At 67.8% G+C, this 6,236-nt stretch carries 5 protein-coding genes; 2 read left to right on the top strand and 3 right to left on the bottom strand.

Annotated features, from left to right (window positions below; all coding sequences use genetic code 11):
• Window positions 1-774 precede the first annotated feature (774 nt).
• Complete coding sequence (tyrS, locus tag BDK63_RS08735) at window positions 775-1,974, bottom strand: tyrosine--tRNA ligase (RefSeq protein WP_183330983.1); 1,200 nt, start codon at window positions 1,972-1,974, stop codon at window positions 775-777.
• A 116-nt stretch (window positions 1,975-2,090) separates the two neighbouring features.
• Between tyrS and BDK63_RS08730 the strand changes: the two genes are divergently transcribed.
• Complete coding sequence (locus tag BDK63_RS08730) at window positions 2,091-3,230, top strand: anhydro-N-acetylmuramic acid kinase (protein WP_183330982.1); 1,140 nt, start codon at window positions 2,091-2,093, stop codon at window positions 3,228-3,230.
• Between the two features lie 7 nt (window positions 3,231-3,237).
• Here BDK63_RS08730 and BDK63_RS08725 read toward each other — a convergent pair whose 3' ends face one another.
• Window positions 3,238-4,380: a PilT/PilU family type 4a pilus ATPase gene (locus BDK63_RS08725; protein WP_183330981.1), complete on the bottom strand. Its 1,143-nt coding sequence runs from the start codon at window positions 4,378-4,380 to the stop codon at window positions 3,238-3,240.
• Between the two features lie 44 nt (window positions 4,381-4,424).
• Complete coding sequence (locus tag BDK63_RS08720) at window positions 4,425-5,459, bottom strand: type IV pilus twitching motility protein PilT (protein WP_183330980.1); 1,035 nt, start codon at window positions 5,457-5,459, stop codon at window positions 4,425-4,427.
• 62 nt (window positions 5,460-5,521) lie between these two features.
• On the opposite strand from BDK63_RS08720, the gene BDK63_RS08715 reads away from it, so the two are divergent.
• The gene (locus BDK63_RS08715; protein ID WP_183330979.1) at window positions 5,522-6,229 is read left to right on the top strand and encodes a YggS family pyridoxal phosphate-dependent enzyme; all 708 of its coding nucleotides are present in this window, start codon (window positions 5,522-5,524) and stop codon (window positions 6,227-6,229) included.
• Window positions 6,230-6,236: the final 7 nt, after the last annotated feature.

Raw genomic sequence — 6,236 nt, 5'->3', positions numbered from 1 at the left:
TGATCAAACTCTTCAGTTTAAGATCATATAGTCCTTACCCTTCAATGAAGGAAGCGGACCAAACTTGGCTCAAGGTTCAAACGTTCTCAAAAAGACCCGAAGGCCTTTGACGAGTCGCTTGCCTTGATGTTTCAGTGACTGGTCACCGACACATCGACAAGCGCCCACATGAATTACCTGATCGATTGTTAAAGAGCGGCTCCGGGCTCGATGAAAGGAGCGGAGCGTCTCGCTTGCTGTCGTGGCCGCGGATCCATGATCCGGCGGGCCTCGCCAGCGCCCTGCGAGGAAGGCGTATTCTACCGATTCGCTTCAGCGTGTCAAGCAGGGGCTGGCGAAGCGAACTTGCCGTGGCTGCCGACCGCCCCACCCCGTCGAGGTGGCTGCGATTCGTGTGGGACGCATTCTACCGAATCCGTGGTGACTGTCAAGCGAGGCGTTTTCGAAAACCCCAAGCAGAACAACCACTTCTCCCACCTTTTACCGCCTGCAACGTTGCCCGTCGCCGGCAGCGGATGCGTACTTTACGGACTTCCCCGGGACCCCGCAAGCCCTTCCGGTAAAAAAACTTCAGGACGGTGGCAGAACGGGGAAACCGTTGCGCCAGCGTGCCGCCCCGGGCTATCCACAGCGCCTGGCGCCCGGGGGCTGTGGATAAACAGATGGGTGGGTGAGAGTCGCCTTCGGAGAGGGCGAGTGGAGTCCCGACACGACTGCGCCCGCACTTGGGCGGGCGCAGCATCCACTGGCCAGGGCCAGCCGGGTCATCTCCGACTACTTGAGCGTCACCCGGGCATAGCGCTTCTTGCCCGCCTGGATGACGTAGCTATTGCCGGTGGCGAGCAGGTGGTCGCGCTCGACCACCTCGCCGTCCACCTTGACCCGGCCGTTGCCGAGCATGTCCTTGGCCTGGGCGCTGTTGCTGGTCAGCCCCGAGCGGTTGAGCACCGCCGCGATGGGTGCCTGGTCGCTGCCCTCGAAGTCCACCTCCACCTCGGGCAGGTCCTCGGGCAGCTCGCCCTCGGCCAGCTGGTTGCCGGCAGAGCGATGGGCGTTGGCGGCCGCCTCTTCCCCGTGGTAACGGGCGATCAGCTCGCGGGCCAGCTCCATCTTGGTATCGCGGGGGTTGGCACCCGCCTCGACATCGCGCTTGAGCGCCTCGATCTCCTCGTTGGGCTTGAGGGAGAGCAGCTCGAAGTAGCGCCACATCAGGCTGTCGGGCATCGACACCAGCTTGTTGAACATGGCGCCCGGCGCCTCATCGACACCCACGTAATTGCCCAGCGACTTGGACATCTTCTGCACGCCGTCGAGGCCTTCCAGCAGCGGCATGGTGATCACCACCTGGGGTTCCATGCGGAAGTGCTTCTGGATCTCGCGCCCCATCAGCAGGTTGAACTTCTGGTCGGTGCCGCCCAGCTCGACGTCGGCCTCGAGCGCCACGGAGTCGTAGCCCTGCACCAGCGGATAGAGGAACTCGTGGAGGGAGATGGGCTGACCCGACCGGTAGCGCTTGTCGAAGTCGTCGCGCTCGAGCATGCGGGCCACGGTGCTCTGGCCGGCCAGCTCGATCATGTCGGCGGCGCTCATCGCGGAGAACCACTCGGCATTGAAGCGCACCTCGGTCTTCTCGGGGTCGAGGATCTTGAAGACCTGCTCCTTGTATGTCTGGGCGTTGGCGCGGACCTCCTCCTCGGTGAGCGGCTTGCGAGTGACGTTCTTGCCGGTGGGATCACCGATGCGGCCGGTGAAGTCCCCGATCAGGAAGATCACCTCGTGGCCGAGGTCCTGAAACTGGCGCATCTTGGTCAGCAGCACACTGTGACCCAGGTGGAGGTCCGGCGCCGTGGGGTCGAAGCCCGCCTTGATCCGCAGCTTGCGCCCGGACTCGAGCTTCTTCACCAGCTCCTCCTCAAGCAGGATCTCCTGGGTGCCTCGCTTCAGCAGCGCCAGCGCGCTCGCCACATCGCTCATCGTCTCCTACTCCACAGAATTAGGGTGGGCGGGACCCGTGATGGGCCCAACGAATGGGGCAGGATGGTAGCATGACTCGACGGCGCGCGGTGACGCCGCATCACCCGGGAGGACCCATGCCCCTGTTCATCGGCCTGATGTCCGGCACCAGCCTGGACGGCATCGACGCGGCCCTGGTGGAAATCGCCAGCCCCCCTGGCGCGGCCCCGCCCCGGCTCCTGGCCACCCAGGCGGCGCCGATGCCCGAGGGACTGCGCCAACGGCTATGGGCACTCTGCCATGCCGAGCGCGCCAGCTTTGCCGAGCTGGCCGCTGCCGAGGAGGCCTTCTGCCGCCTGCAGGCCGAGGCCGTGGCGGCCCTGCTCGCGGCCAGCGACACGCCGCGGGAGGCGATCTCCGCCATCGGCAGCCACGGCCAGACCATCGAGCATGCCCCCGGTGGCCACCAGGGCGGCCCGGCCTACACCCTGCAGCTGGACAACCCCAGCCGGCTGGCCGAGCTGACCGGCTGCCGTGTCGTGGCCGACTTCCGTCGCCGGGACCTGGCCGCCGGCGGCCAGGCCGCGCCCCTGGCGCCCGCCTTCCACGAGGCGCTGTTCCGAGCCGCCGGCGAGTGGCGCCTGGTGCTCAACCTGGGGGGCTTCGCCAACCTGACCCTGCTGCCTCCGGCGGAGGACCCGCGCGCGCCCCTGGGCTTCGACTCCGGGCCGGCCAACGCCCTGCTGGACGCCTGGCACGCCCGCCACCGCGGCGGCCGCTTCGATACCGACGGCGCCTGGGCGGCCTCGGGGCGGGTCGACGCGGCGCTGCTGCAGCAGCTTCTCGCCGAGCCCTTCTTCCACCTGCCACCGCCGCGCAGTACCGGGCGAGAGCTCTTCCACATGGCGTGGCTGGAGGCGCGGCTGACGGGCGAGGAGGCCCCCGAGGACGTGCAGGCCACCCTGGCCGAGCTGACGGCGACCAGCGTGATGCTGGCAGTGGAGATGGCGAGGGAGCGGCTCGATGCACCGCCGGTCGCGGCGCTGATTCCCTGCGGGGGCGGGGCCCACAACGCCGACCTGCTGCGCCGGCTGGCCGCGCGCCTGCCGGAGGCGCGCCTGGCGGAGAGCGACGCGTGGGGCTGGCCCGCCGACTGGCTGGAGGCAGGCGCCTTCGCCTGGCTGGCCTGGCGACGGCTGGCCGGACTGCCCGGCAACCTGCCGTCGGTGACCGGCGCCGCCGGGCCCCGCGTGCTGGGGGGCGTCTACGCCCCCTGAGGGAGCCCTAGAAGTCGTCGTCGCGGCGCAGCGAGAGGTGGCTGGCCGCCTCGCGGGCCTGGGTCAGCCCCTCGCTGCCCTCGTCGCCGTACTTGATCATCATGCGCAGGTCATTGGCCGAGTCAGCATGCACCAGCGCCACCTCCTCGGTGATCTTGCCCGCCCTGAAGAGGTCGTACAGCGCCTGGTCGAAGGTCTGCATGCCCAGGTCCCGGGATCGGGACATCACGTTCTTGATCTCGTTGACCTCGCCCTTGCGCACCAGGTCGCCGATCAGCGGCGACTTGAGCATGATCTCGATGGCCGGGCAGCGCCCGCCGTCCACGGTGGGCAGCAGCTGCTGGGCGACGATCGCCCGGAGGTTGAGCGACAGGTCGAGCCAGATCTGCTCGTGCCGCTCGTGGGGGAAGAAGTGGATGATGCGGTCCAGTGCCTGGTTGGCATTGTTGGCGTGCAGGGTGGCCAGGCAGAGGTGGCCGGTCTCGGCGAAGGTCAGCGCATGCTCCATGGTCTCCCGGGTCCGGATCTCGCCGATCAGGATCACGTCCGGGGCCTGGCGCAGGGTGTTCTTCAGTGCCACCTCGAAGGAGTCGGTGTCGATCCCCACCTCGCGCTGGTTGATGATCGCCTTCTTGTGCGGGTGCACGTACTCGATGGGGTCCTCGACGCTGATGATATGTCCGCCCAGGGTCTCGTTGCGCTGCTGGATCATCGACGCCAGGGTGGTCGACTTGCCGGTGCCGGTACCGCCCACCACGAACACCAGGCCGCGCTTGTTGTTGGCCAGCTCGCCCAGCACGGAGGGCAGCGACAGCTCCTCCAGATGGGGGATCTCGAAGGCGATGCGACGAATCACCATCGCCTTCTGGTTGCGCTGCTGGAAGGCGCTCACACGAAAGCGCCCCTTGTCCTTCAGGCTCAGCGCGAAGTTGGCCTCGCGCTCGACCTGGAAGCGCTCCATCACCACGTCCGGGATCGACGCGCTGACCAGCTCGTCGACCTGGGCCACGGAGAGCCCCTGGTCGCCCAGCGGGGTGAGCTTGCCGGCCATCTTCAAGGTCGGCGGCGCCCCCACCGAGATCAGCAGATCCGAGGCCTCCTTCTGCACCATGATGTCCAGCAGCTGGTAGAGCCACTCTTTCGCCGTCATGTCCCTGCTCCTCTTGCCGGTTGTTCCCTGTCACGCAGGCGAGCTCAGCTCGCCAGCACGCCCTTGGCCTTGGCCTGCGCCTCGTCACGCGCCACCACGTTGTCGGCCACCAGCTTGGCCAGGGAGGCATCCAGGGTCTGCATGCCCAGGTTGCCGCCGGTCTGGATGGCGGAGTAGATCTGCGCGACCTTGTCCTCGCGGATCAGGTTGCGCACCGCCGCGGTGGCGATGAGGATCTCGTGGGCGGCCACGCGCCCGCCGCCCATGCGCTTGAGCAGCGTCTGGGAAATCACCGCCTGCAGCGACTCCGAAAGCATCGAGCGCACCATGGACTTTTCCTCGCCGGGGAAGACGTCGATGATCCGGTCGATGGTCTTGGCGGCGGAGGTGGTGTGCAGGGTGCCGAACACCAGGTGGCCGGTCTCGGCCGCGGTCAGCGCCAGCCGGATGGTCTCCAGGTCGCGCAGTTCGCCGACCAGGATCACGTCCGGGTCCTCGCGCAGGGCACTGCGCAGCGCCGGGGCGAAGCCGTGGGTATCGCGATGCACCTCGCGCTGGTTGATCAGGCAGCGCTTGCTGCGGTGGACGAATTCCACCGGATCCTCGATGGTCAGGATGTGCTCGTAGCGGTTGTCGTTGATGTAGTCGATCATCGCCGCCAGCGTGGTGCTCTTGCCCGAGCCGGTAGGGCCGGTGACCAGCACCAGCCCCCGCGGCAGCATCGAGAGCTGGCGGAAGACGGTGCCGAGGCCCAGGTCCTCCAGGGTCAGCACCTCGGAGGGAATGGTACGGAACACCGCCCCGGCACCGCGCGCCTGGTTGAACACGTTGACACGGAAGCGCGACACCCCGGGCACCTCGAAGGAGAAGTCGGTCTCGAAGAACTCCTCGTAGTCGCGGCGCTGTCGATCGGCCATGATGTCGTAGATCAGCTTGCGAACCTCGCGGTCCTCCATGGCCGGCACGTTGAGCCGGCGGATATCGCCGTCCACGCGAATCATCGGCGGCAGGCCCGCCGAGAGATGGAGGTCGGAGGCGTTCTGCTTTGCCGAGAACGCCAGCAGTTCGGTAATATCCATGCGTTTTCCCTGCTCCCGAATTGGTGCCCTTCTGTGATGATTAGTATGACAGACCTTGCGACATGAAGGCCCTGATACTTTCCGAGTCCCTCGCCGCGGCTCGCGCCCGCCTGGCCGCGGCCCTGGCCGATGCCGGGCGACCCGCCTCGGCGGCCCGGCTGCTGGCCGTCAGCAAGACCAAGCCGGCGGCGATGATCCGCGAGGTCTGGCACCTCGGCCAGCGTGACTTCGGCGAGAACTACGTCCAGGAGGCCCTGGACAAGCAGGCCGAGCTGGCCGACCTCGACGGGGTCGTCTGGCATTTCATCGGCCCGCTGCAGTCGAACAAGACCCGCGACGTGGCCGAACACTTCGCCTGGGTACATAGCGTAGACCGCGAGAAGATCGCCCGGCGTCTGAACGATCAACGCCCCGAAGGACTGCCGCCGCTGGAGGTCTGCCTGCAGGTCAACATCAGCGATGAGGCCTCCAAGTCGGGCGTGAGCCTGGCGGAGCTGCCGGCGCTGGCGGAGGCCGTGCTGGCGATGCCGCATCTCCGCCTGCGCGGGCTGATGGCGATCCCCGCGCCGGCCGAGGGGCGGGACGCCCAGCGCGAGCCCTTCGCCCGCCTTCGCGAGGCCCTCGAGGCGCTCCGGGAGCGGTTCCCCGAGGCGCCGCTCGACACCCTCTCGATGGGCATGACCGCGGACCTGGAGGCCGCCGTGCTCGAGGGCGCCACCCTGGTGCGCCTGGGCACCGCGATCTTCGGCGAGCGCACCGCACCAGCGTGACCACCAC

Origin of the sequence: Halomonas campaniensis (assembly GCF_014193375.1) — a bacterium.
GTDB lineage: Bacteria > Pseudomonadota > Gammaproteobacteria > Pseudomonadales > Halomonadaceae > Halomonas > Halomonas campaniensis.
Note: the sequence above shows the minus strand (reverse complement) of the source record. Positions and strands in the feature narration are given on the sequence as shown.

Excerpts from the sequence above, each read along its gene's own strand:
- BDK63_RS08725 (WP_183330981.1), bottom strand. The coding sequence starts at position 4,380 with ATGACGGCGAAAGAGTGGCTCTACCAGCTGCTGGACATCATGGTGCAG.
- BDK63_RS08730 (WP_183330982.1), top strand. The coding sequence starts at position 2,091 with ATGCCCCTGTTCATCGGCCTGATGTCCGGCACCAGCCTGGACGGCATC.
- BDK63_RS08715 (WP_183330979.1), top strand. The coding sequence starts at position 5,522 with ATGAAGGCCCTGATACTTTCCGAGTCCCTCGCCGCGGCTCGCGCCCGC.
- BDK63_RS08720 (WP_183330980.1), bottom strand. The coding sequence starts at position 5,459 with ATGGATATTACCGAACTGCTGGCGTTCTCGGCAAAGCAGAACGCCTCC.
- tyrS (WP_183330983.1), bottom strand. The coding sequence starts at position 1,974 with ATGAGCGATGTGGCGAGCGCGCTGGCGCTGCTGAAGCGAGGCACCCAG.